The following is a 20536-nucleotide window of genomic DNA, read 5'->3' on the forward strand; positions in this document are numbered from 1 at the left end:
AAGTACAACTTCGGTTTTGTCGATCCCTACTTCACCGAAGACGGCGTTAGCCTGGGTTACAACCTGTTTTACAGCACGACTAATTACAGCGACTACTACGATGACGGGGTTTCATACTACGCAATCAACAGCTATGGGGCAGGCGTCAACTTCGGTTACCCCATAAACGAAACGTCGCGCCTGACCTATGGCCTGACCCTGCAGCACGATGACATCAACCCAGGCACCTACAGCGCCGACGAGATCTACGACTTCATCGAGCGCGAGGGCAAGAGCTTCAACAACCTCAAGGCCTCGATCGGTTGGTCCGAGTCGACACTGAACAAAGGCGTGCTCGCCACTCGAGGCCACTCGCAGTCCCTGACACTGATGGCCACCACGCCTGGCAGCGACCTGTCGTTCTACAAACTCGACTATACCGGGCAGACTTTCCTGCCCTTGAGCAGCGACACCACGCTGCGCCTGCACAGCACGCTAGGCTACGGTAACGGCTACGGCTCCACCGATGGCCTGCCATTCTATGAAAGCTACACCGCCGGCGGCCAAGGCACGGTGCGCGGGTTCAAGGACGGCACCCTCGGCCCGCGCAGCACCCCTGCCACCGGCAACTATGCTAACGCCGGCCAAGCCTACTACTCTGACCGAGACACCGATGTGCTTGGCGGCAATATCCTGGTGACTGGCGGCGCCGAGTACCTCTTCCCGATGCCTTTCATCAAAAATCAGAGTCAGCTGCGCAGCTCGGTTTTCGTCGACGCGGGCAACGTCTACTCCGACAAGTGCTACCTCTCCACGACCCAAGGGTGCGGCAACGTCGACTTGAACCAATTGGCTGTATCCCTGGGCGTGGGGGTCACTTGGTACAGCCCCCTGGGGCCGCTGAGCTTCAGCCTGGCAGCACCGCTGAAAAAGCCGGACAACGCCGAGACGCAAATCTTCCAGTTCTCGCTGGGGCAGACCTTCTGATGCAAGGCCTGCAAATTACCGGCTTTTACCCTCGCTTAACCCAAGTTCACAGTAGCTTTGGCTAAGCTCAAACCCATATGACAAGCCTTTCAGGTAACCACATGCCCCCCTTCGCCCCCACTGCGCTGGCCACGGCACTGCACGACGACAGCCACACATCGCTGCTCGATCTGGTGCAACGCCACCTTGCCGCCCTGCTCGGCTCGCGCTATACGATCACCCTGGCCGTCAGTGGTGATGTACCTGAACAGTACCACTTGGCCATTCAACACAGCCAAAGCGGCGTATCGCTGGAAGACAGCGGCAAGATCGACTCAGGTTTGGCCGAACGGCTGGTTGCCATGGGCGCTCAGGTCAAAGCCATGCTCGAGTCAGACACATTCGCGCGCATGAGCAGCCATGACCCGACACGGCCACTGGTCTGGTTGAAGGGTATTGAGCCACCAATACACTGAATAACCAGAACTTTTCGCCCATAACTTGTCTATCTGCGCATATTCAACGACAACCTTGGGGGTTGCCTGAGTCATGAAATTCATCCTCCCGCGCGTGCTCTTCGCTGGCCTGCTGGCCTTGGCGTCGATTGCCCCGGCGTCCGCCAGGCCAGCTAGCACTGCAGCATTGGCCCTGCCCGATCAAACCGTAGTTCAAGCGCCAACCGTACGGGCCGAGAGCCCATGGCCGAGCGTTGCCAGGGTTGCCGAGGGTCGTCCGGGGCCGCTGCTGGCTCATGATGACCGCTATTGGCGGGACGGACGCTGGCACTATCACAGCCAAGACCGCCGCCGCGAAGAATGGCGCCGGGCACAGTGGCGGCGCGAGCAGGCACGGCGCGAGGCCGAGCGCCGCCGTGACTGGGAACGCCGCCACGAACGCGCACATCACTACCAGTACGATCGCCACCACTACCGCCGCTGAGCATCCAACCAACGGGCGCCATTGGGCCCTGGCCGCACTACGCCGTCGGAATGGGCAATAGCCCAATCCGACCTAGCTTTGCTGCCCCCTGCCAGGGGGGCTACCAAGTGACGGTGCGCTTGCTGCTCACTGGCGTGGCGCCGCTATCAAGCTTGGGCTCGCGGACAAGGTTGCGGAGCATCAAGTACCCTCAGCGGCGCGATAGCAGCTTGGCCAAAAGGAACGTGGCCATTACCGCAAGCACCACGGCGGCGGCAATCGATGGCACGCTGCCCCACTGCTCAAGAGTCCCCTTGACCATCAGATAGAAGCCCAGCACACCCACGGCACCTATGGCGTTGCCGCGAACGATTGCACCCAGTTCACGGTGCCCTCCCTGCACATGGGCAAATACCGCCAGTGGCCAGGCGATGACCGGAATCGGCGCCAATAGCCCGCTGGCCACAGGACCGAGCCATTGGGCGCTTGCGGTGATCGCCAGCAAAAGTGCAGTGGCCGTCAGCATGCGCATCGGGATCACCCAGCGTGGCATTTGCACGACCTTGGCAGCACTGCCGGGCGCCGGTTGCGACGTCGCAAGGATGATCGCACTCAACAGTGCCAGGGTCACCCCCACTGAAAGTACGACCGATCCCAGATGGCTCATCAGCAGCGCCGCTGCGGCATAAACCGCCATGGCGGTTATGCAGCCAGGCAATGCCCCAATACGCCGTGTGACCAAGAAGTAGAACAGGTAGGTTGCCTGTACCGCCGCCAGACCGGCCAAGGCGCCAGGTACGGCCTGCAGGGCAAAGCCAGGGCCCTGCTCAAGGCTGAGAAACAGCACCACCAAGGCTGATGTCACCGGCAGCCCGGACAATAGGCCACCAATTTGCGTGCCCCAGCGCCTGGCTGCCAGCGAGATGGCCAGCATGAGAGTGGGGGTGATGAGGAACTTGAGGTAGAGGGCGGTCATTGGCGCTGGTGCGTGTGAGTAAGAGTAGGGCCTGGTGGGCGGCGACCCAATGCTAAACGATGCGCAAAGGCTTTTCGCGGTTTATTCATTGCCCTGCCAACATGAGTTGGGCCATCACCTCGGCGCGCGAGGTCACGTTGCCGAAGTGGTGCTTCCACAGGTCTATGCCCAGCTTGCCAGAGCGGTCTAGCGATGAGCCAACGGTGAGGTCGGTCACCAGGGTCGGGCACAACCCGGCATCGAACAAAGCGAAGCCTGCGGCCAGCACGCAGGTTTCGGTCTGCATGCCGCAGACAAGCACGCGCTCGACGCCCATCTGTTTGAGGTGAGCGATTGCCTCGCTGGTCTGGCCATAGCCATGCTTGACGAACACGTGGTCGACTTCGACCAGGCACTCATCTTCACTGGCCGGGTGCCAACCCAGCTGGCGCTGGAACGGCGTCACCTGTTCATCGTGCAGTTCAACCGAAGCCACCGCGGGTATGCTCGCCGACAGCAGCCTGATCCCATCGACCAGCCACTCCGGGGGGCTGAAGGTCGACTGGACATCAACGATGAGCAGAACCTGCTGCATGAACGACTCCTGAATGCTCGAAACGGTCGCGGAGTATATCTGCATCAATGGCTACTGGTGGAATCGGCCCGGCACTGTGTATGCTGGCTTCGCCCAGCCCGACCCATCGTATGCGCCTATGCCAGTTGACCTTCAAGCGCTTTACCCCAAGCTGATTCAGCTGATGCTGGACACCGTCTTCGTGGTCGATCGGGACAACATCATCGTTTTCGTCAGCAATGCCTGCCATGCGTTACTCGGCTACCGAGCCGACGAGTTGGTCGGTACGCCGATCACCCGTTACATGCATCCTGATGACCTCGACGCCACGCGCGCATCGATCGTGAGGGTGATGAACGGCCAGGCCCACAGCGACTTTCGCAACCGCTACCTGCGCAAGGACGGTGAGGTGGTGCATATCCTCTGGTCAGCATTCTGGTCCGATGAGGTTGGCGCCCGGATCGGCGTGGCACGCAATGTCACAGCACTGACTCAGGCCGAGCAGGCGTTGCGCTTTCTCGCCCACCACGACTCGCTGACCCGGCTTTGCAATCGCTCCCTGTTCAGCGAACGGCTGGCCGAAGCGGTGCGTCAGGCAGTTCCTTTTGCCTTGTTGTTTCTGGACATCAACGACTTCAAAGGCATCAACGACGTGCACGGGCATGCCATCGGCGACCGGGTGCTGTGCGAGGTCGCCCGGCGGCTGGAGGGGTGTGTCGGGCCTCAGGACACGGTGGCGCGTATGGGGGGCGACGAATTCACCGTATTACTGTGCGGTGTGCATGCCGGCACGGTGCCCGAGAAGACGGCGCAGATCCTCGCTGCCATGGCAGCCCCGCTGGCCAGCGAGCCCGATTCACTGCCCATGCCGTCCTGCAGCATTGGGGTGGCCTGCTACCCGGCCGACGGCTCCAGCATCGACGCGTTGCTCAACTGCGCCGATAGCGACATGTACCGCAACAAGCGGCGCAGGTCTTTCCCAAGGTAGGGCTTTGCCGGCAACGGCTGCGCACGGGCGATCTGCTGTGGCATGCTTTGCGCCCGCAACACACCCCCACACAGGTACATCGTCATGACCCAAGCCACCGACCAGGCATTCTACGACCGCGCCGATGCGCATATCGACCTGGCCAATCAGCAGATCGATACCCTTGCCGACGTCGGCAAGGTCAGCGCCTCGATGACGTTTGCCGCCAGCCGTTTCAGCGCCTGGATCAGCGCCCGTAACTTCAAGTCCGGCGCGGAAATGGCTGCTGCACGCGAGGAAATCGTCAAGTACTTCAGCGACCAGTACCGCATGATGCTTGAGGACAACGTCGACGAGTACATCGATCAGTTCGACCACTACGTCCTTGGCAAACAACGCTGAACGTCAAACCCGGAAACGCCCCACCAACGCCGTCATTTCCCCGACCAGCCCGGACAACGCCTGGCTGGCCTGGCGTGTCTGCTGCGCGCCTTGCGCCGAATGCCCGGACAACTCGCGGATATTCAACAGGTTGCGGTCAACTTCACGGGCCACTTGCGCCTGTTCTTCCGCTGCACTGGCAATCACCAGGTTGCGCTCGTTGATTTCACTGATGGCACTGTAGATGCCCTCCAGCGCTTGGCCCGAGGCCAGGCTCACTTCAAGCGTTGACTGGGCGCGGCTGGTACTGGTCTGCATCGAGGCCACTGCCGCTTCGGTGCCCTGCTGCACGCGGCCGATCATTTGTTCGATTTCCTGGGTCGAGGCTTGGGTACGGTAAGCGAGGGTGCGCACTTCGTCGGCCACCACGGCAAAGCCGCGCCCGGCGTCTCCGGCACGGGCCGCCTCGATGGCCGCGTTCAGCGCCAGCAGATTCGTCTGTTCGGAGACAGAACGGATCACTTCCAAGACTTTGCCAATGTCCCGCACCTGCCCGACCAACTGCTCCAGATGGGCACTGCTGGTCTGGATCTCGTCGGTCATGGCCTGGGTACCATCGATGTTCTCGCTGACTTGCTGGCGACTTTTTTGCGCCAACTGATTGGATTGCTGGGTAGCTTGGGAAGTGGTGACAGCGTTACGCGCCACCTCCTCTACGGCTGTGGTCATTTCAGTGACGGCGGTGGCAGCCTGTTCCAGCTCCTGACCCTGTTGCCGAAGGTTTTCTGCGCTTTGCTCGGTAACGCTGTTCAAGGCATGCGCTGCGTCGGACAGTTGCCGGGTGCAGTTGCTGATACTGCCCAGCGTTTCACGCTGACTCTGCTGCATGCGCTTCAGCTCATGGAACAATTGCCCGATCTCGTTGCGTTGATGCACCTGGACCGGCACGCTGAGGTCGCCGCCGGCAATTCGTTGGAAATGCAACCCAGCCTCACGCAGCGGGTGCAATACCCGTTTGGCGATGAACGCCCAGCACAGCGCCGCGAGCAACAAGGTCACCGCCAGCAACCCCAGGCTCAGCAGTTGCGCGCGCGCCAGGCGGCGGTCGGACTCCTGCATGATCTGCTGGCCGCGATCGCCCAGCGCAGCCACCAATTGCTGGCGCAGCGCCTGCAGCCTACCCATGGCGTTTCCGGCATCGATGTTGACCTCAAAGTACGCGTCCAGCGAGCGTTGACGCGTGGCTTCGCGCTGGCCGGCGACGGCCTTGGCGTACTCGCCGAACGTCGCCTGCAGCTCCATTGCCAGCTTGCGCAGGGCCGGATCACGCATGTTTTCTACAAATTCATCCACCAGGCCCTGGCTCTTGCCTAGCAACTCGACCGAAAGTGCCATCCGCTTGTTCGCACTTTCTTCATGGTCACCTAGTTGCTCGATGAATCCTGAAGAGACGTTGGCACTGGAACGAATCGCCATCAACAGGGCATTGTTCAACCGGTCAGATTGATGAGCGGTCTGGTCCAGCTCGGTTATCTGCGCGTCGCTGCCTAACGCCGCACGCCAAGCACTGACGGTTGAAAACAACAAGGTCACGCTGAACAGCAACAGCACCCAGGCCATTCCGGTACGAATTTTCAGGTTGGCAAACATGCAAGCAGTACTCCTTCAGTGCTGGTTGTCACCACGTTGGGTCGAAATTTCGACGGTGGGTGAGCAGCTATCGGAGAGGCTGACGCATGCTTGAGAGCATGGCAGGTGCTTGTGTTCGATAAACGAACGAATCTTGCCTACGCCTTGCATCGGCGTGCCCATACGTGCAAGGGTAAAAAAGGAACGTCAGTCACCAGAGAAGGAAAACCCTTACCTTATGCTTGGAATCACACGTATCCATCGCTATGTGCGCCCATTGTCCGCCACCCCTTCGGCAGCCAGTGGGCGTGAATTCAAAGCCAACGCCATCACCCGCCTTGCTTCAAAGCTCACCACCCTCCTCTGCACTCCTCGCGCCGTTCCGCCCTACCTCTGCGTAGCGCCCCAGCGCCCCCCTGTCGACCGCCTACCCCCTACCTGACTGGCCACGCTGCAGTGCGTGCTTTCACACGTCATTCATTCACCGAAGACGTACGGTTTCCTGCCAACCTAAAAGGGGCGACAGCCAATGATCTTGTTTCAGGGTAAAAAAATTCTCAGCGCCATCTTCGACATGGATGGCACGATGTTCGACACCGAGCGCCTGCGGTTCAAGACGCTCAAACAGGCCTCACTGGAAATCTTTGGCCGGGCGCTAAGTGAGCAGACGCTCATAGGTTCGCTGGGTTTGAGTGCGAAGAAAGCCGAAGCCCTTGCCAAGGCCCACAACGGCGAAGATTTCCCGTACGCACAGATTCGTCAGCGCGCCGATGAGCTGGAACTTGAGCATGTGCGCAATCATGGCGTGCCGATCAAGGCAGGTTTGCTGGAAGTGCTCGAGCGGCTGCGCAAATCCGGCCTGACCATGGCCGTGGCCACCTCCAGCCGCCGCGCGATCGCCGAGGAATACTTGATCAATGCCAACGTGCTCAAGTACTTCGACATCACCGTCTGTGGCGATGAAGTCAGCCAAGGTAAACCTCACCCAGAGATATTCCTGCAAGCGGCGCGGGCACTCAATTGCGCGCCAGAGCAATGTTTCATGGTCGAGGACTCGGAAAACGGGCTGCTCTCGGCTATCCGCGCCGAAGGCCAGGCAATTCTGATCGAAGACATCAAACCACCCGCGCCTGAGGTCAAGGCAGGCGCACTCAAGGCCTACCGCAGCATGCACGCGTTTCTTGCCGACCTGAGCGAGTGCGTGCCCGACCTGGGTATGCCAGAACTGGCCGAGCCTTTCCCCACCTCGTTCAATCAGTTCCGGGTGGGGATTCATGGTTTCGGTGCTATTGGCGGCGGCTATCTCACTCAGGTATTGGCCCACTGGGACGGCTACACGCGGCCTTGCGAGATCATCGCAGCGACCCGCTCGCCCATGCTCCGGGAGACCATTACCGCATTCGGCAGTTACAGCGTACGCTATGGGGCCAGCGCGTTCGACCAGACCATCGAAAATGTGCGCATGATCGACATGGATGATGAGCAGGCGGTCATCCAGATGTACAACGATTCGGAAATCATAGGCTTGAGCCTGCCTGAGCAAGCTATCCAGCAACAGGCCGCGGTAATTGCCAAGGGCTTGCTGCAACGCTTCGAGCGGCGGGGCCGCGAACTGACCTTGCTGATCGTGCTGAACAAGATCGGCGGCGCAGCATTCGTGCGGCGGCATGTGCAAACGCAGTTGGCAGCGCTCTGCGCTCCAGACATCGCCAGGCAGGTGCTGCTCAAGACGCATTTTGCCGAAACAGTGGTCAGCCGCATCGTGTCCAAGATCAGCAATGATGCGCTGGTTCGGCAATTGCGAATCAAGTCGCAGATGTTGCAGAACAGCCTGGAGGACGAGCAAGAGCCGGCGCGCCCAACTGCTGAATATCAGCGCCTGATCAGCCGCTTCAGGCCCTTTGCCCAATCCAGCAATGCCATGAGCCAGCTGCATTTGGTGCTGTTCAACAGCGAGCCGGACATGCCACTGTATGTCGAACGTGGCGGCGACCTGCTGGAGCGGCTGCGGCAGGTGAAGACCGTCAAGGACATCACCCCGATTCAGATCATCAAGAACCGTTTGTGGAACGGCCCCCATGCAATCATCGCTTGGTACGCCAGCCTGTTGGGGTACACCTGGGTCGGCCAGGGTATGGGTGATGACCGTGTCAGTGCCCTGGCGCAACGCCTGATCCACGATGAAGTGGCGCCCACGCTGGTGGCCGAGTACCCAGACTTGGCCGAAGTCGTTGCGCAGTTTGCCGATGTCTTTCTGGAGCGCTGCAAGCGCTCATTCAAAGACCCGTGCGCCCGTGTGGGGCGTGACCCGATGCGCAAACTGCAGCGTAACGAGCGAATCTTCAGCAGCATCGACTTGGCCAACAAGCACGGCATTGCCACACCCGCCCTGGCTCAGGGGGCGGCACTGGCCATTCATTATGCGTTGCGCTGCAACTCGGCCAAGGACCGCGAGGCCCAGCGCATGAAGCAGTTGTACAACGCCAGCGGCGAACGGGTCGAAGCGGTGCTGACCCATGATGGCGATTACCACGGCAAGCCCTACCCTGGCCTGCATCCGGTTGAGGACGCGTCGATCATCGACAGTATCGCCGACAGTTTCCATCGTTTGCAGCAGCGCGACAGCGCTCAGTGGGCTGCAGCACCCGCAGCGCCGGTGGCAAAACGCAGTGCGCCCAATCACCAGCAACCTTGATGCCTTGCAAAGGCGGGCTCAATTTTCCGCTACTTGGGCGCTAAGCCACGCCCTGACCGCGCTCAGCGCTTGGGGCTCGTGCATGCGGCGGGGCCACACGAGGTAAAAGGCTTGGTCCAGCCTCAGACACTGAGCAAACACCTGCACCAGACGGCCGGCCGCGATGTCGGCCTTGACGAAAGCCAAGCTGGCCAGGGTGATGCCCTGCCCGCCGAGCGCGGCATCGATCGCCAAAGATGTCTGGTTGAAACGCACGGTTTTCGCAGTCGCTGGCGGGTGGCCTGGGAACAAGGCCGCGCTGAACGCTGGCCAGAAGTCGTGCCCGTCATGCAGGGCCACATAGCCCTGCAATGCGGCGAAGGTCTCGGGCTTACCCCGCTCAGCCAGCAACCCTGGGCTGGCCACTGCAACGATGCTCTGCTCCATCAAGCGTTCGACGTTCAACCCGCCACCAAATGGCGGTTGGCCGTATCGCACGGCGATATCAACGCCATCGGTGTGAAAATGTGAAAGTCGGTCGGTGGCCAGTAAGCGCAAGTCAATGTCGGGATGGGCCTCGGCGAAGTGACCGAGCCGTGGAATCAGCCACTTGGAGGCAAACGATGGCGTCACGCTGACCGTAACCTGAGATGGCGTCGGACGCAGCAAACGGGTGGCCTCGTCGATCATCCCCAGCGCGCTACGAATGCTCGCAGCATAGCTACGCCCGGCATCGGTCAAGCCTACGCCCCGTGGCAGGCGCTCGAACAGGCGAACTTGCAAGCTCGCCTCCAAGCCGCGCACCTGCTGGGCCACAGCTGCCTGGGTAACGCCCAGTTCCTCTGCGGCGAGGCGAAAGTTCAGTTGACGCGCCACCACTTCGAACACGCGCAGCGCATTGAGTGAAGGCAACCCAGGGAAGCCTGCAGGCATGGTAAGGATTTCAATCGGCCAAGGTCTGCCGAGGCTACCGCTATCACTGGCTGTTTGGAAGCAGCCTTGTTGCCTCAGCGGGGGCCCTATGGATGCGGGTCAAAGGCCAAGGGGGCTAGGCACGATGTACAATGCAGCGACATTTGCTGCACATCAGAGATGGACGATGAACCGCCAGAAGAAACTCAAACAATTGCTCAAGGCTCACCAGAAAAAGGCCAATGCCAAGCTGGCCCCCAAAAGCAACAAACCCAAGTACATCAGCAAGGCCGACCGGCTGAAACTGCAGGCCGAAACCATAGACGGGGCTGGCACCGATCGCCTGGCCGAGCAAGGCTAGCTACCAAGGGTGCCTGGATTGCCCTTGCTAGGTGAACCTGCGCCTGTAGCGATTGCTTACGGCCTGAGCGAACGCGGCAGATTCACTCGCTGCCCTGACGCTTGGCGGTCTTTTTGGCAATGGCCTTCATTCGCGCGGCAGCTCGCTGCACAGTAGCCATTTTCTCCGGGCGTTTCATGCCGCGCCACTTACGGATTTCCTCGCGGGTGCGACCACAGCTCACACACAGCTCGCTGTTGAGCTGGCAAAGCGACACGCAGGGGTTTTCGATGTCTTTAGCCATGGCAGGCTCCGATTGCGGGCGCGGATCATACCTTGAATGAGCCCGCACCCATACCCTTTGCCATTCATGCTAGAGCAGCGCGCCTACTGTCGCTGCTGACCTCGAACTGCCCCACTAGCTTCTGCAACTTACCGGCATTGACCCTCACCGTCTCTGCACTGCTCTGTAGCACCACGGTTGTCTGGCGCATCTGGTCGGAGGACTGGTTCACCTGCTCGATGGTCTTGCCGTATTGCACACTGCGCCGATTCAACTGCTGAATGATTGCGAACATCGCCTCGACCGCCTGGTGCAATTGCACGTTTTCCGATGACGCATCTTCAGCCAGGCGCAGGCTGTGATCGACATCGCTTACCCCGTGCTCCATGTAGCTCACAGCCTGCTGCGTTTCTTCCTGCAGCCCACCGACCATGTGCCTTATGTCGTCGGCCGCACGCGATGTCCGCGCCGCCAGGCTGCGCACCTCGTCGGCCACCACCGCGAAGCCCCGGCCGTGCTCGCCAGCGCGTGCGGCCTCTATGGCCGCGTTGAGCGCCAGCAGGTTGGTCTGATGGGTGATATCACTGATCAACCCGGTGATAGCCCCAATCTGGCCCATACGGTTGTCCAGCGACTGCACGCTCGCTGAGGAACGTGCGACCACATCGCGAATCGACTGCGTACCGGCCTGCACCGCCTGGAAATCCTCACGGGCCCGGGTGACCACCTCATCCATGGCTTGTTTCATCTGTTCGGCGCTGACCGAAGCCTGCTGTAACTCTCCCAGTTGTTCTTCCATGATGATCATCATCTGGTGCACCGACTCGCAGACATCAGCGCAGGTCATGCTCGCCTCATGGCTTCGGCCCAACATCATCCGGTTAGTGGACCCCACGGTGCGGCTAGCCTTCACCACTTGCCCGACCACCGCATCCAGGCGGTCGATGAAACTGTTGATCCAACGCGCCATATCGCCGGTTTCATCATTGGCCAGGGCTTGTGGGTCCAGACGCTGGCGTAGATTACCTTCACCTTCGGCAATGGTACGTAGTACACCGCTCATGCCATTGAGCCGCGCAGCCAAGCGCTTAGGCCCCAGAGCACTGAATGTCAGCGTGGCGATGAGCATGCCCAGGGCCGCAATGGCATCGTTCCACCCCTGGGGCAGCCCGGCGTAATGCTGAACCAGAAAGTTGCAGCCAAATAGGCCAGCCATAATCGCCACATAGGGCTTCATCAGCCCGTAACTGAGCGAGCGTCTGCGGTACACCTCCTCAAGGTCGGCTTCACACATCATGCCCCAGCGGTCGGGTGAGCCAGGCAGCTGGAAGGTAACGCCTTTGCCTACCACCGGCACATGCCGATAGTCCGAGTAGCCTGGGTAAGTCACGAATAGGTTGGCGCCATGGCGAATGGTTTCCCGCACGCCGGGGTGCAATTGGCCAGTCGATGGGTCGGTAAAGCGCAGCTCAAGCTCGGTATGACGGCGGACCTGCACCGTACTCCATGGAGTACGCACGCCGCCCTTGAGGTTCTCGCCATGGGTGAAGGTGCCATCCTCGAAACGCGAGCGCGACAACGCAGTGCCTGGCTCGATGGTTGGGTCAAAACGTGCTTGGGCCATGAACAAATAGTTGTCGCCAGATTCGGCGTATATATGCCCGGCTTCACGCTGGATGAGATCGCCGAGCACATCGTTGGGCACACGGCCGCAAAGGCAGCCTACGGTGGTACCACCGCGTTGGATCGGTTGATAGAACATTAACGTGACTTCATCGTGAAAGCGTGAGGAAGACGGCCCGATTTGCAACGTCAACGGGTCGCTGTACGGCCCGTGCAGGAAAGGCGCCTTCAAGCCTTCGGCCAAGGCATCAAGCTGTGCGCTTTTCGAGTTGCCGCGCCCATCCCAGGTAGACACCATCACATCACCCGTCAGGTCCACCACACACAGCTCGGAAAAATCTTCAGCCTGGGCCAGCTTGTCCACTAGTAGCGCGCGGTCGGCCTGCGTGGAGCTCTGCGCTAATTGCTGCGCCAGCTCTGCCAGGTGCTCCCACTGCTCACTGGCCCAGTTGTGAAGCAACTTTACGCGGGTCTTTGCAATTGCTTCGAAGGTCTGTTCGACCACTGGGTATTGCGTGCGATTTAGCCGGCAAGCCCAGGCCATCTTGAGCTTGCCCGCACTACCGAACCACGGCAACCAACGTTTTTCTTTAGAAGACAACTGCATGGAACGGCTTGAAAGCGACATTTTATTCACCACATGCGACATCATATGGCCAAGTGATAGCAATTTGTACGCCAACTCGTATGCAAGCTAACGATCTGGCATTAACGGCCCTTGGACCCCACGCTCGAGCACCAACTCGGTGCGCATTGCTCGATATGCACCGTCAGTGGGCCCCCTGCCGGCAAGATAATTTTCACACCCACTTCACTGAGGGGCCACAACACCGAAGATAAGGTGCTGCCAGCCTTATCCTTGGAGTGACAGCATGCTGGAACATGTAATCGCGTTGCCCCTACGCAGGCTGCACCTTAAAAGTCGCAAGCTGCCGATCATCTGGCTGCTTGCCATGCTGGTGGCAGCGTCCGCACTGGGCCTCATGTATGGCTTTTCCTCCCGCGTCACCAACCTGGGTAGCTCGCAAGCCCTGACCGAGGGTATCCGTAACGCCTGGCACAACGGCGATATGATCCTTCTGGTTCGCCATGCCGAACGCTGCGACCGCTCCAATCATGCCTGCCTGGGCGACTCTGCCGGCATTACCGTGGACGGCAGCCGGGCCTCTGCTATGGTCGGTGACGGTATACGCCATTTGGGCCTGGTCGGTGCCGACATCTTCACCAGCCACGAAGCGCGCACCCAGCAGACCGCCTCGTTCGCCTTCGGCAAAGCTGTGGAAACCCAACAGTGGCTGGCGCGCTGCGACAGCAGCTTTGCCGATGCCGTGTTGGCTCATAAAAGAGAGGGGCATAATCTGGTGCTGGTCACCCACAGCGGCTGTATCGACCACCTGGAGCGTAAGTTTGGCGTAGCCGGTGGCGAACGCTCTGCTGGCTATGCCAGTACCCTGTTCGTCAGCAGTTCAAGCCATGGCACAGCTCACCTGCTCGGGCAGCTCAATGCCAATCAGTGGCCAGCATTTACCAGCCACGCAGGGAGCTAGGCATGCCTGCATCATCGATAACCAAGTTTTACCTCCACAACCTGGTCGTACCACTGTTGCTGGCAGCGGTTGTGTTCTTGATGTTCGATCTTACCGAACTGGACCGCTGGATCAGCAATCAGCTCCTCGACCCCGCCACCGGCCAGTTTTCACTGCTGCACGACCCGGCGTTCGAGAAACTGACGCATAAATGGCCACGCATCCTGCCGAACTGGACTGGCGAAGCGGCAATCGTCGGATCACTGCTGTCGTTCATCTGGCCATGCCTGGCAAAGCATCCCGATACATTGATCACCCGCGGCCTGGATGCCAGCAGAGTCACCCCGGCTCTACGCTTCACCAGCGCGCACCGTCGTGATTTTCTGTTCGTGGTGGCGGCGTTCGCTTTGAGCACGACCGTGATTCATTACCTCAAGAGCCATACCGGCGTGTACTGCCCGGTGGAAACTACGCTCTACGGTGGCGCCGAAGCGCGCGTTGAATGGTACGAGAACTTGCGCTGGTTCAGTAAGGCTGGCGAAGGTCGCTGTTGGCCTGGCGGCCACGCGTCCAGCGGTTTCACTTTGCTGGCACTGTACTTCGTGGCCCTGCGCCACCGTTGGCAACACGCACGCAAGCTGCTGGTGGGCATTTTGCTGATCGGTTTCGTCTACGGCACCACCCGCGTGCTACAGGGCTGGCACTATATGTCGCACACGTTCTGGGCCGGGATATTCGTATGGTTGACCACCTGGGCCACTGCCCTGGCTTTCTATGGGCGTGAGGCGCTGCAAGCCCCGCGCAGACAAGGCGACGCTGGACGCCTATGCTTGAGCACTCACCTCGCCCAGGAGCAGCGGCATGACGACATCCGACGATGACGTGTTGAGCAGCTGGCAACTGAACGCCAGTGCCTGGATAGACGCAGTGCGCGGCGGCGTCATCCAGAGCCGGCTGCAAGTCACCGACCAGGCAGTGCTGCTGGCGATTCTTGGGCGCCAGCCTGAGCGAGTACTAGACGTCGGCTGCGGTGAAGGCTGGTTACTCAGGGCCTTGGCTGACCGCGGTATCGAGGCGGTCGGGGTAGAGGGTGATGCAGGGCTGGTGGAAGCTTCGCGGGCCGCTGGGTCTGCGCAGGTGTACCACGCCAGCTATGGGCAGATAGCTGCCGCAGAGGTGGATATCGGAGCCGAATACGATCTGATCTGTGCCAACTTCGCGCTGCTGCAACAAGACGTTATCCCGCTGTTGGCGGCGACCAAAGAACTGCTGGTGCCTGGTGGGGCCTTGGTCATCCAGACTACGCACCCCTGGTGCGTGGCGAGCGATAACTATCAGGACGGCTGGCGCGTGGAAACTTTTGCAGGCTTTGCTGGCAACTGGCAGCCCATGCCGTGGTACTACCGGACGTTGGCCAGCTGGCTCACTGCGTTGCACATGGCGGGCTTCAGGCTGTTGAGCCTGCAGGAGCCACAGCACCCGCAAAGCGCAGTGCCACAGTCATTGCTGATGATAGCGGACTAACAGCCCTGCATGGCTCGGAGCAACTGGGTTGGGCGCCCGGCGCCCGCGAAAGCCGCAGGTGCAGCAACCCATCAACGCTGGGCGGTGCTCTGGGCCGCGGGTGGCGTCAGTTGCAACACGCGGTCGCGGCCGCCTTCGGCCAGCAGGTAACCCCCTTTGCCATCTGCGACGATCGACTGCGGCGCCTTGAGGAAGGTCAATACCACGTGCTGAATACCCTGCGCATCCACACGTAAGAGGCGTGCGCGATGAGTGTTGTCTTCACTGATCCACAAGCCCCGCTCGTCACACATCAGAAACGTAGGGTGACTCAGCCCCCGCACCACTACCGGGTCCCTACCGTCGTCGGCCAAGGCGCGCACGTTGCCACTGCCTTTTTCTGTATACAACAAGCGGCCATCGGCACAGCGAGTCAGCCCTTCGGCTTCGGTCAACCCCGCTCGTAGCACATCAAGCTTGCCGCTTGCCCAGTCGTAGCGCATCAGCCGGCCGTTGCCCTTGCGATCTTCGACTGCGTAAAGATGGTTACCATCGTTCCACAAGCCCTGCACACTTTCACCGTCGAACAGCTCGGTGAGCTGCCCATCGCGCGACAGGCTCACCGGCGCGCGCCCGCCCTCCTGGCTGAACACCCAGCCGCCTTTCACCGCGGCCATGCCGTCGGGCTTGGAAAGGTTATCGATCAGTACGACGCGGTCACCGCTGGCAGTGATTCTCAGAATGCTGCCTTTGCTGTCATCCAGTTCGCGGCTCACCAGCAGGCTGCCATCGGCCTGAGGCAGCAATGAGGCGGCCTTAGCCACATCACGGTGCAGCACCTGGACCTGCCAGCCATCAGCGGCCTGCACGGGGTAGAAAGACTGCCAGGCGAAAAAGCCCAAGGTGGCGACAATTAGGCAGGTGGTAGCAGTGAGCGCGATACGAACGCTGCGCCGGCGCAGGATGGGCATTGAAGGGCTCCTTGTTTTGGGCCCGAATCCTATCAAGAGGATGTGAAAATTTCGTCACGAACCGCCAAAAACACAAAACGATATAAAAATAGCTAAAAGATCTAACAGAATGGAATAAAAAAATTGAAGGCCGCATGCCAGCTCCTTAGGCTGAGGACATCGTGACCCACCTATCAGGAGCCATCTTTATGCCCTTCTCTGCTCTACGTCGCGTTTTGGTCGGCGGTATCATAGCCACGTTAGTCAGCAGTTTGCTGCCCTGCTCCAGTGCCCTGGCCGAAGACGCCAAGACACTGCGCATCGGTTATCAGAAATTCAACAGCATCAACATCCTCAAGGGCACCGGAGCACTGGAGAAAGCGCTAGCGCCGCTGGGTGTGAAGGTTAGCTGGCATGAATTCGCCGCAGGCCCGCAACTGCTCGAAGCACTCAGCACGGGTGCCATCGATCTGGGACATGCGGCAGATGCGCCCTCGGTATTCGCCCAGGCGGCGAACAAGCCGGTAATCTATCTGGCCGCCGAACAGCCCTATCCGCGCGGTATCGGGCTGGTGGTGCGCGAGCAAGACCACCTCACGTCAGTGCAGGACCTCAAAGGCAAACGCGTGGCGACGGGCCGAGGCTGGAACGCCCAGTACCTGCTAGCGGTGGCGTTGCAACAGGCCGGCCTGAGCTACAAGGACATAACCCCGGCCTATGTCAACAACGCCGCCGACGCAGTCGCCGCCCTGCAATCAGGCAGCGTGCAGGCGGCTACCTTATGGGACCCGTTCCTCGCTGCCGCCCAAAGCCAGCCGGGCTTGAAAAACCTGCGCGATGGCAGCGGCCTTTCCAACAACCGTACATTCTACCTTTCCACTACGTCCTTCGCGGACAAGCACCGCGACCTGCTCAAGACCTTCTTCAGTGAATTGAGCAAGGTCAGCCAGTGGGCCAATGCCAAGCCTGATGAGGTCGCAGCGCTACTGGCACCTCAGTTGGGTATCAACGCCGATGTATTGCAGGTTGCCAGCGAACGGCGCAACTACAATGCGGTTGCCATCACCCCGCAGATCATCGCTGAGCAACAAAGACTGGCCGACACCTTTGAAGGCCTTGGCCTGATTGCGCACAAGCTGCAGGTGGCCGATGCGGTCTACCCAGTTTCTCTATTGCCATGACCAGGGAGTGAAGGCAATGGCCCGCCCTATTCGCTTTAATGCGTTCAGCATGAACGCCGCCAGCCATCAGTCCCCAGGGCTTTGGCGACACCCACGCAACACCAGCGGGGCGTTCAACCGCTTGGGCTACTGGACTGACCTCGCGCAGTTGCTGGAGCGCGGGCTGTTCGACGCGCTGTTCATCGCCGATGTGCTGGGAATATACGACGTTTACCAAGGTGGCCCGCACGCGGCCCTGCGTGGGGGCGTGCAAGTACCAGTCAATGATCCATTGCTGCTGGTGCCGGCAATGGCGGGCGTCACTGAGCACCTGGGGTTCGGAGTGACTTTCTCGCTCACCTACGAGCACCCTTACCCATTCGCCCGACGCATGTCGACGCTCGATCACCTGAGCAATGGCAGAGTTGGCTGGAACATCGTCACCGGCTACCTCGACAGCGCCGCGCGTAACCTGGGCTCAGCGCGTCAACTGGGTCACGACCAGCGCTACGACCTGGCCGAGGAATACCTCGATGTGCTGTACAAACTGTGGGAGAAAAGCTGGGAAGACGATGCAGTACAACTGGATCGCGAGAGCGGCCGTTACATCGATCCGTCGAAAGTGCATCCGATCGGTCATGTGGGCGAGCACTTCCAGGTGCCGGGCATGCATCTGTGCCAGCCTTCGCCCCAACGCACGCCGGTGCTGTTCCAGGCCGGTGCCTCAGCACGCGGTCAGCAGTTCGCCGCCCGGCATGCAGAGTGTGTATTCATCAGCGGCCCGACACAGACCGTGCTGCGTCGGTACGCCGACGGCATCCGCAAGGCAAGCGCAGTGGCTGGGCGTGCTCAAGCGCAGGTTCTGATCTACGCCCAGGCGTTGCTGATCGTCGCGCCAACCACTGCGCAAGCCCAAGCGCGCTTTGCCGAGTACCGCCGCTACGTCGACTTGGACGCAGCTCTGGCCCTGCTGTCGGGTTGGACTGGCATCGACTTGGCCGGCCTGGACCCGCAAGCGCCCATCGAATACGTGGAAAACGACGCCGGGCGCGCCGCCTTGGCGGCTTTCACGGCCGCCGACCCCAAACGCCGTTGGACGGTGCGTGAAGCGGCCGAATTCATCGGTTTGGGCGGCCGCGGGCCCGTGCTGGTCGGCGATCCCAGCGAGGTGGCCGACCAACTCGAGGACTGGCTCGATCAGACGGGCATTGACGGGTTCAACCTGACCTACGCCGTTCAGCCGGATGACTTGGCCAACGTCGTCGAACTTTTGGTGCCAGAGCTGCAGCGCCGTGGCCGTTACCCGCTGAGCTATGCTCACGGCACCTTGCGGCACAAGCTTTTTGGTCACGGCGACCGGCTACCGGAGGGCCATGCTGGACGCAACGTCTGCATTCAGTAATCGAATGTCGTGTATTTCAACATTTAATTTGTGGATGATGCGGGCTGCCCTCTATGCTGTCCGCACATCCCCTGCACGCACCGGCCGGTGTGGTTCAAGGCACGGGGAGAGAACAACAAGTCGAGACCGCACATGTCGAACCATTCTTACTTCGCCCCCCACGGTGGGCACCCAGCTCAGACCGAGCTGTTGACTGACCGTGCCATGTTCACCGAAGCCTACGCCGTCATCCCCAAGGGCGTGATGCGCGACATCGTCACCAGCCACCTGCCGTTTTGGGACAAGATGCGCATGTGGGTCATCGCCCGACCACTGACGGGTTTCGCCGAAACGTTCTCGCAATACATCGTCGAAGTAGCCCCGGAAGGTGGCAGTGAGCGTCCCGAGTTGGACCCTAACGCCGAAGCTGTGGTGTTCATCGTCGAAGGCCAACTGGACATTACCGTCGAAGGCAAGCACCACACCCTCACACCGGGTGGCTATGCCTTCCTGGCGCCAGGTGCCGAGTGGAGCCTGCGCAACAACAGCCAGGCCAACGTCACTTTCCACTGGCTGCGCAAGCACTACCAGAAAGTCGAAGGCCTGGCCGTGCCTGAGTCGTTCGTCACCCACCGTGACAACGCAACCGTCATCGAAATGCCAGGTACCGAAGGCCGCTGGGTGACCACCCGCTTCGTCGACATGGCCGACATGCGTCACGACATGCACGTCAACATCGTCACCTTCCAGCCTGGCGGTGTTATTCCATTCGCTGAAACCCACGTCATGGAACACGGCCTCTACGTGCTGGAAGGCAAGGCAGTGTACCGCTTGAACCAGGACTGGGTCGAAGTGGAAGCCGGCGACTTCATGTGGCTGCGTGCCTTCTGCCCGCAAGCCTGCTATGCCGGTGGCCCAGGCAAGTTCAGCTACCTGCTGTACAAAGACGTCAACCGCCACGTGCACCTGACCCTCAACCCGCAGCGCTGAGTCAGGCCTGCTGCCTAAAGCTCACCAACCAGCTCAACGCTGTTTTGTTGAGAAAGCCGGGGCCGCTTTGCGGCCCTTGGCGATGCAAAGGCGCTCCCAATCGGATCGTACAGGCTTGTGCGAAAGGTGAGAGAGCGACCGTCTTGGCTAGCCGCTTACCGATTGCAGTTGCGCTCAAAGCCCATTAGGTCAGGGCTTAGGCGGCCATGTGCGCATTCAGAAAAGTCGGCTTCGGGTCACTAGCATCACTGCACCACACCACAGGCCACGCGCGCCCCACCACCGCCCAGTTTCTCCGGGTGGTCGCTATGGTTGTCCCCGCCGGCGTGCACCATCAGCGCATGGCCTTTGAAGTCCTCTGCCTTGAGCCGTGGTGCTAGTACCGGGTAAGTAGCCTTGCCATCGGCACCCACATACAACGCTGGCAGGTCGCCCCGGTGGCCGCTGTCATCGTATGGGCCTTTGTGCGCGTTGGTCGTGTCTGGGTCCCAGTGGCCGCCTGCCTCGCCCGCTGGCACTGCTTTGCCGTTTTCGGCAGCTGCTGCGCAAGAGCCTTTCTGGTGCAGGTGGAAGCCATGCACACCTGGCGGCAGGTCCTTGAGATCGGGCGTGAGCAGGGTGCCATATTTATTCTGTTCGATGCTGATGGTACCGATCGACTTGCCTGGGCCATCCTCCCCGGCCAGCTTCAGCTCGACCGTCTGAGCGGCTTGAGCGAGGCCGGCGCAGGCCAGCAAGGCGGTGGCGACGAATGCTTTCATGTCATTTCTCCATGGCTTGGGTTGGGCGGGCTTCATACCCACGTAACGAATGGGACTGCGCAGC

21 protein-coding genes are annotated in these 20536 nt (G+C 60.6%); 13 read left to right on the forward strand and 8 right to left on the reverse strand.

Annotated features, from left to right (window positions below; genetic code table 11):
• The 3 genes from ACK59H_RS05630 to ACK59H_RS05640 all read left to right on the forward strand — a co-directional run.
• The coding region (locus tag ACK59H_RS05630; RefSeq protein ID WP_409264300.1) for a BamA/TamA family outer membrane protein at positions 1-966 on the forward strand (966 nt) is incomplete at its 5' end.
• A 101-nt stretch (positions 967-1067) separates the two neighbouring features.
• Complete coding sequence (locus ACK59H_RS05635) at positions 1068-1421, forward strand: hypothetical protein (protein ID WP_409264301.1); 354 nt, start codon at positions 1068-1070, stop codon at positions 1419-1421.
• Positions 1422-1494: 73 nt separating this feature from the next.
• Positions 1495-1884 carry a hypothetical protein gene (locus ACK59H_RS05640; protein ID WP_060477136.1) on the forward strand — a complete coding sequence of 130 codons (390 nt, stop codon included), beginning with the start codon at positions 1495-1497 and terminating at the stop codon, positions 1882-1884.
• Positions 1885-2074: 190 nt separating this feature from the next.
• Here the strand turns inward: ACK59H_RS05640 and ACK59H_RS05645 are convergent, their stop codons facing one another.
• Complete coding sequence (locus ACK59H_RS05645) at positions 2075-2839, reverse strand: hypothetical protein (protein WP_060477135.1); 765 nt, start codon at positions 2837-2839, stop codon at positions 2075-2077.
• An 85-nt stretch (positions 2840-2924) separates the two neighbouring features.
• A complete protein-coding gene (locus ACK59H_RS05650; protein ID WP_186477802.1) occupies positions 2925-3413 on the reverse strand; it encodes an isochorismatase family protein in 489 nt (162 codons plus the stop codon).
• 118 nt (positions 3414-3531) lie between these two features.
• On the opposite strand from ACK59H_RS05650, the gene ACK59H_RS05655 reads away from it, so the two are divergent.
• Both ACK59H_RS05655 and ACK59H_RS05660 read left to right on the forward strand, forming a co-directional pair.
• The gene (locus ACK59H_RS05655) at positions 3532-4380 is read left to right on the forward strand and encodes a GGDEF domain-containing protein (RefSeq protein ID WP_060477146.1); all 849 of its coding nucleotides are present in this window, start codon (positions 3532-3534) and stop codon (positions 4378-4380) included.
• A gap of 84 nt (positions 4381-4464) precedes the next feature.
• The gene (locus ACK59H_RS05660) at positions 4465-4761 is read left to right on the forward strand and encodes a DUF3144 domain-containing protein (protein ID WP_060477134.1); all 297 of its coding nucleotides are present in this window, start codon (positions 4465-4467) and stop codon (positions 4759-4761) included.
• Positions 4762-4764: 3 nt separating this feature from the next.
• Here the strand turns inward: ACK59H_RS05660 and ACK59H_RS05665 are convergent, their stop codons facing one another.
• On the reverse strand, positions 4765-6390 hold the full coding sequence (locus tag ACK59H_RS05665; RefSeq protein WP_060477133.1) for a methyl-accepting chemotaxis protein: 1626 nt from the start codon (positions 6388-6390) through the stop codon (positions 4765-4767).
• A gap of 508 nt (positions 6391-6898) precedes the next feature.
• Here ACK59H_RS05665 and mtlD point away from each other — a divergent pair.
• Complete coding sequence (mtlD, locus tag ACK59H_RS05670) at positions 6899-9064, forward strand: bifunctional mannitol-1-phosphate dehydrogenase/phosphatase (RefSeq protein ID WP_261743434.1); 2166 nt, start codon at positions 6899-6901, stop codon at positions 9062-9064.
• 18 nt (positions 9065-9082) lie between these two features.
• On the opposite strand, the gene ACK59H_RS05675 is transcribed toward mtlD, so the two are convergent.
• On the reverse strand, positions 9083-9976 hold the full coding sequence (locus ACK59H_RS05675) for a LysR substrate-binding domain-containing protein (protein ID WP_060477131.1): 894 nt from the start codon (positions 9974-9976) through the stop codon (positions 9083-9085).
• 166 nt (positions 9977-10142) lie between these two features.
• Here ACK59H_RS05675 and ACK59H_RS05680 point away from each other — a divergent pair, with 166 nt between their 5' ends.
• Positions 10143-10316: a DUF2986 domain-containing protein gene (locus ACK59H_RS05680; protein WP_081016600.1), complete on the forward strand. Its 174-nt coding sequence runs from the start codon at positions 10143-10145 to the stop codon at positions 10314-10316.
• Between the two features lie 82 nt (positions 10317-10398).
• On the opposite strand, the gene ACK59H_RS05685 is transcribed toward ACK59H_RS05680, so the two are convergent.
• Positions 10399-10599 carry a DUF1289 domain-containing protein gene (locus ACK59H_RS05685; RefSeq protein WP_060477130.1) on the reverse strand — a complete coding sequence of 67 codons (201 nt, stop codon included), beginning with the start codon at positions 10597-10599 and terminating at the stop codon, positions 10399-10401.
• A 64-nt stretch (positions 10600-10663) separates the two neighbouring features.
• On the reverse strand, positions 10664-12853 hold the full coding sequence (locus ACK59H_RS05690; RefSeq protein ID WP_409264304.1) for a methyl-accepting chemotaxis protein: 2190 nt from the start codon (positions 12851-12853) through the stop codon (positions 10664-10666).
• Between the two features lie 220 nt (positions 12854-13073).
• On the opposite strand from ACK59H_RS05690, the gene ACK59H_RS05695 reads away from it, so the two are divergent.
• From ACK59H_RS05695 to ACK59H_RS05705, 3 genes are read left to right on the forward strand one after another with little or no spacing between them, the layout of a single operon-like run.
• Positions 13074-13748, forward strand: a complete 675-nt coding sequence (locus ACK59H_RS05695) for a histidine phosphatase family protein (protein ID WP_060477129.1) — start codon at positions 13074-13076, stop codon at positions 13746-13748.
• A 2-nt stretch (positions 13749-13750) separates the two neighbouring features.
• A complete protein-coding gene (locus tag ACK59H_RS05700) occupies positions 13751-14608 on the forward strand; it encodes a phosphatase PAP2 family protein (protein ID WP_081016599.1) in 858 nt (285 codons plus the stop codon).
• Entirely contained in the window at positions 14589-15251 is a 663-nt protein-coding gene (locus ACK59H_RS05705) for a class I SAM-dependent methyltransferase (RefSeq protein ID WP_060477128.1), read from the forward strand. Before ACK59H_RS05700 ends, ACK59H_RS05705 begins: the two co-directional genes overlap by 20 nt.
• A gap of 71 nt (positions 15252-15322) precedes the next feature.
• Here the strand turns inward: ACK59H_RS05705 and ACK59H_RS05710 are convergent, their stop codons facing one another.
• Entirely contained in the window at positions 15323-16201 is an 879-nt protein-coding gene (locus ACK59H_RS05710) for a hypothetical protein (protein ID WP_060477127.1), read from the reverse strand.
• Between the two features lie 188 nt (positions 16202-16389).
• On the opposite strand from ACK59H_RS05710, the gene ACK59H_RS05715 reads away from it, so the two are divergent.
• The 3 genes from ACK59H_RS05715 (at position 16390) to ACK59H_RS05725 (ending at position 19711) form a co-directional block, all read left to right on the forward strand.
• Positions 16390-17361: an aliphatic sulfonate ABC transporter substrate-binding protein gene (locus ACK59H_RS05715; RefSeq protein ID WP_060477126.1), complete on the forward strand. Its 972-nt coding sequence runs from the start codon at positions 16390-16392 to the stop codon at positions 17359-17361.
• Between the two features lie 16 nt (positions 17362-17377).
• A complete protein-coding gene (locus ACK59H_RS05720; RefSeq protein WP_060477125.1) occupies positions 17378-18742 on the forward strand; it encodes an LLM class flavin-dependent oxidoreductase in 1365 nt (454 codons plus the stop codon).
• 132 nt (positions 18743-18874) lie between these two features.
• A complete protein-coding gene (locus ACK59H_RS05725; RefSeq protein ID WP_060477124.1) occupies positions 18875-19711 on the forward strand; it encodes a bifunctional allantoicase/(S)-ureidoglycine aminohydrolase in 837 nt (278 codons plus the stop codon).
• A gap of 245 nt (positions 19712-19956) precedes the next feature.
• On the opposite strand, the gene sodC is transcribed toward ACK59H_RS05725, so the two are convergent.
• Complete coding sequence (gene sodC / locus ACK59H_RS05730) at positions 19957-20472, reverse strand: superoxide dismutase family protein (RefSeq protein WP_060477123.1); 516 nt, start codon at positions 20470-20472, stop codon at positions 19957-19959.
• Positions 20473-20536 lie beyond the last annotated feature (64 nt).

Source organism: Pseudomonas sp. KCJK9000 (assembly GCF_046230725.1).
Lineage (GTDB): Bacteria > Pseudomonadota > Gammaproteobacteria > Pseudomonadales > Pseudomonadaceae > Aquipseudomonas > Aquipseudomonas promysalinigenes.